This is a genomic window from Pseudomonas sp. PSPC3-2 (genome assembly GCF_049897085.1).
GTDB classification, from domain to species: domain Bacteria; phylum Pseudomonadota; class Gammaproteobacteria; order Pseudomonadales; family Pseudomonadaceae; genus Aquipseudomonas; species Aquipseudomonas paraveronii.
This window is the reverse complement of record NZ_JAFCVO010000036.1, coordinates 1-3,157: the sequence shown is the minus strand read 5'-3', so window position 1 is coordinate 3,157 and position 3,157 is coordinate 1. Positions and strand designations below refer to the sequence as shown.

The 3,157-nt window shown below is 51.0% G+C and carries 1 rRNA gene; it reads left to right on the top strand.

The annotated features are described in order from the left end of the window. Positions 1-133: 133 nt before the first annotated feature. Positions 134-3,025: ribosomal RNA gene (locus ACP7CJ_RS28710) — 23S ribosomal RNA — on the top strand. The last annotated feature ends 132 nt before the right edge of the window (positions 3,026-3,157 follow it).

Here is a 3,157-nt window from a genome sequence, read left to right as displayed (position 1 = left end):
GATAGACTGAACGTTACTTTCACTGGTAGCGGATCAGGCTAAGGTAAAATTTGTGAGTTGCTCTTAATTGAGTATTATCGAATTTTCGGCGAATGTCGTCTTCACAGTATAACCAGATTGCTTGGGGTTATATGGTCAAGTGAAGAAGCGCATACGGTGGATGCCTTGGCAGTCAGAGGCGATGAAAGACGTGGTAGCCTGCGAAAAGCTTCGGGGAGTCGGCAAACAGACTTTGATCCGGAGATGTCTGAATGGGGGAACCCAGCCATCATAAGATGGTTACCTTACACTGAATACATAGGTGTAAGGGGCGAACCAGGGGAACTGAAACATCTAAGTACCCTGAGGAAAAGAAATCAACCGAGATTCCCTTAGTAGTGGCGAGCGAACGGGGACTAGCCCTTAAGTGGCTTTGAGATTAGCGGAACGTTCTGGAAAGTACGGCCATAGTGGGTGATAGCCCTGTACGCGAAAATCTCTTAGTCATGAAATCGAGTAGGACGGAGCACGAGAAACTTTGTCTGAATATGGGGGGACCATCCTCCAAGGCTAAATACTACTGACTGACCGATAGTGAACTAGTACCGTGAGGGAAAGGCGAAAAGAACCCCGGAGAGGGGAGTGAAATAGATCCTGAAACCGTATGCGTACAAGCAGTGGGAGCCTACTTTGTTAGGTGACTGCGTACCTTTTGTATAATGGGTCAGCGACTTATTTTCAGTGGCGAGCTTAACCGAATAGGGGAGGCGTAGCGAAAGCGAGTCTTAATAGGGCGTCTAGTCGCTGGGAATAGACCCGAAACCGGGCGATCTATCCATGGGCAGGTTGAAGGTTGGGTAACACTAACTGGAGGACCGAACCGACTACCGTTGAAAAGTTAGCGGATGACCTGTGGATCGGAGTGAAAGGCTAATCAAGCTCGGAGATAGCTGGTTCTCCTCGAAAGCTATTTAGGTAGCGCCTCATGTATCACTGTAGGGGGTAGAGCACTGTTTCGGCTAGGGGGTCATCCCGACTTACCAAACCGATGCAAACTCCGAATACCTACAAGTGCCGAGCATGGGAGACACACGGCGGGTGCTAACGTCCGTCGTGAAAAGGGAAACAACCCAGACCGTCAGCTAAGGTCCCAAAGTTATGGTTAAGTGGGAAACGATGTGGGAAGGCTTAGACAGCTAGGAGGTTGGCTTAGAAGCAGCCACCCTTTAAAGAAAGCGTAATAGCTCACTAGTCGAGTCGGCCTGCGCGGAAGATGTAACGGGGCTCAAACCATACACCGAAGCTACGGGTATCACTTAGGTGATGCGGTAGAGGAGCGTTCTGTAAGCCTGTGAAGGTGAGTTGAGAAGCTTGCTGGAGGTATCAGAAGTGCGAATGCTGACATGAGTAACGATAATGGGTGTGAAAAACACCCACGCCGAAAGACCAAGGTTTCCTGCGCAACGTTAATCGACGCAGGGTTAGTCGGTCCCTAAGGCGAGGCTGAAAAGCGTAGTCGATGGAAAACAGGTTAATATTCCTGTACTTCTGGTTATTGCGATGGAGGGACGGAGAAGGCTAGGCCAGCTTGGCGTTGGTTGTCCAAGTTTAAGGTGGTAGGCTGGAATCTTAGGTAAATCCGGGATTCTAAGGCCGAGAGCTGATGACGAGTTAACTTTTAGTTAACGAAGTGGTTGATGCCATGCTTCCAAGAAAAGCTTCTAAGCTTCAGGTAACCAGGAACCGTACCCCAAACCGACACAGGTGGTTGGGTAGAGAATACCAAGGCGCTTGAGAGAACTCGGGTGAAGGAACTAGGCAAAATGGCACCGTAACTTCGGGAGAAGGTGCGCCGGTGAGGGTGAAGGACTTGCTCCGTAAGCTCATGCCGGTCGAAGATACCAGGCCGCTGCGACTGTTTATTAAAAACACAGCACTCTGCAAACACGAAAGTGGACGTATAGGGTGTGACGCCTGCCCGGTGCCGGAAGGTTAATTGATGGGGTTAGCTAACGCGAAGCTCTTGATCGAAGCCCCGGTAAACGGCGGCCGTAACTATAACGGTCCTAAGGTAGCGAAATTCCTTGTCGGGTAAGTTCCGACCTGCACGAATGGCGTAACGATGGCGGCGCTGTCTCCACCCGAGACTCAGTGAAATTGAAATCGCTGTGAAGATGCAGTGTATCCGCGGCTAGACGGAAAGACCCCGTGAACCTTTACTATAGCTTTGCACTGGACTTTGAATTTGCTTGTGTAGGATAGGTGGGAGGCTTTGAAGCGTGGACGCTAGTTCGCGTGGAGCCAACCTTGAAATACCACCCTGGCAACTTTGAGGTTCTAACTCAGGTCCGTTATCCGGATCGAGGACAGTGTATGGTGGGTAGTTTGACTGGGGCGGTCTCCTCCTAAAGAGTAACGGAGGAGTACGAAGGTGCGCTCAGACCGGTCGGAAATCGGTCGTAGAGTATAAAGGCAAAAGCGCGCTTGACTGCGAGACAGACACGTCGAGCAGGTACGAAAGTAGGTCTTAGTGATCCGGTGGTTCTGTATGGAAGGGCCATCGCTCAACGGATAAAAGGTACTCCGGGGATAACAGGCTGATACCGCCCAAGAGTTCATATCGACGGCGGTGTTTGGCACCTCGATGTCGGCTCATCACATCCTGGGGCTGAAGCCGGTCCCAAGGGTATGGCTGTTCGCCATTTAAAGTGGTACGCGAGCTGGGTTTAGAACGTCGTGAGACAGTTCGGTCCCTATCTGCCGTGGACGTTTGAGATTTGAGAGGGGCTGCTCCTAGTACGAGAGGACCGGAGTGGACGAACCTCTGGTGTTCCGGTTGTCACGCCAGTGGCATTGCCGGGTAGCTATGTTCGGAATAGATAACCGCTGAAAGCATCTAAGCGGGAAACTAGCCTCAAGATGAGATCTCACTGGGACCTTGAGTCCCCTGAAGGGCCGTCGAAGACTACGACGTTGATAGGTTGGGTGTGTAAGCGCTGTGAGGCGTTGAGCTAACCAATACTAATTGCCCGTGAGGCTTGACCATATAACACCCAAGCAATTTGACTACTCGAAAGAGCATCAGATTGCGGTGTGTGAAGACGAAACGAACCGAAAGTTCGAATCTCACAAAACACCGAAAGCTATCACATACCCAATTTGCTGAAGCGAGGCCAGC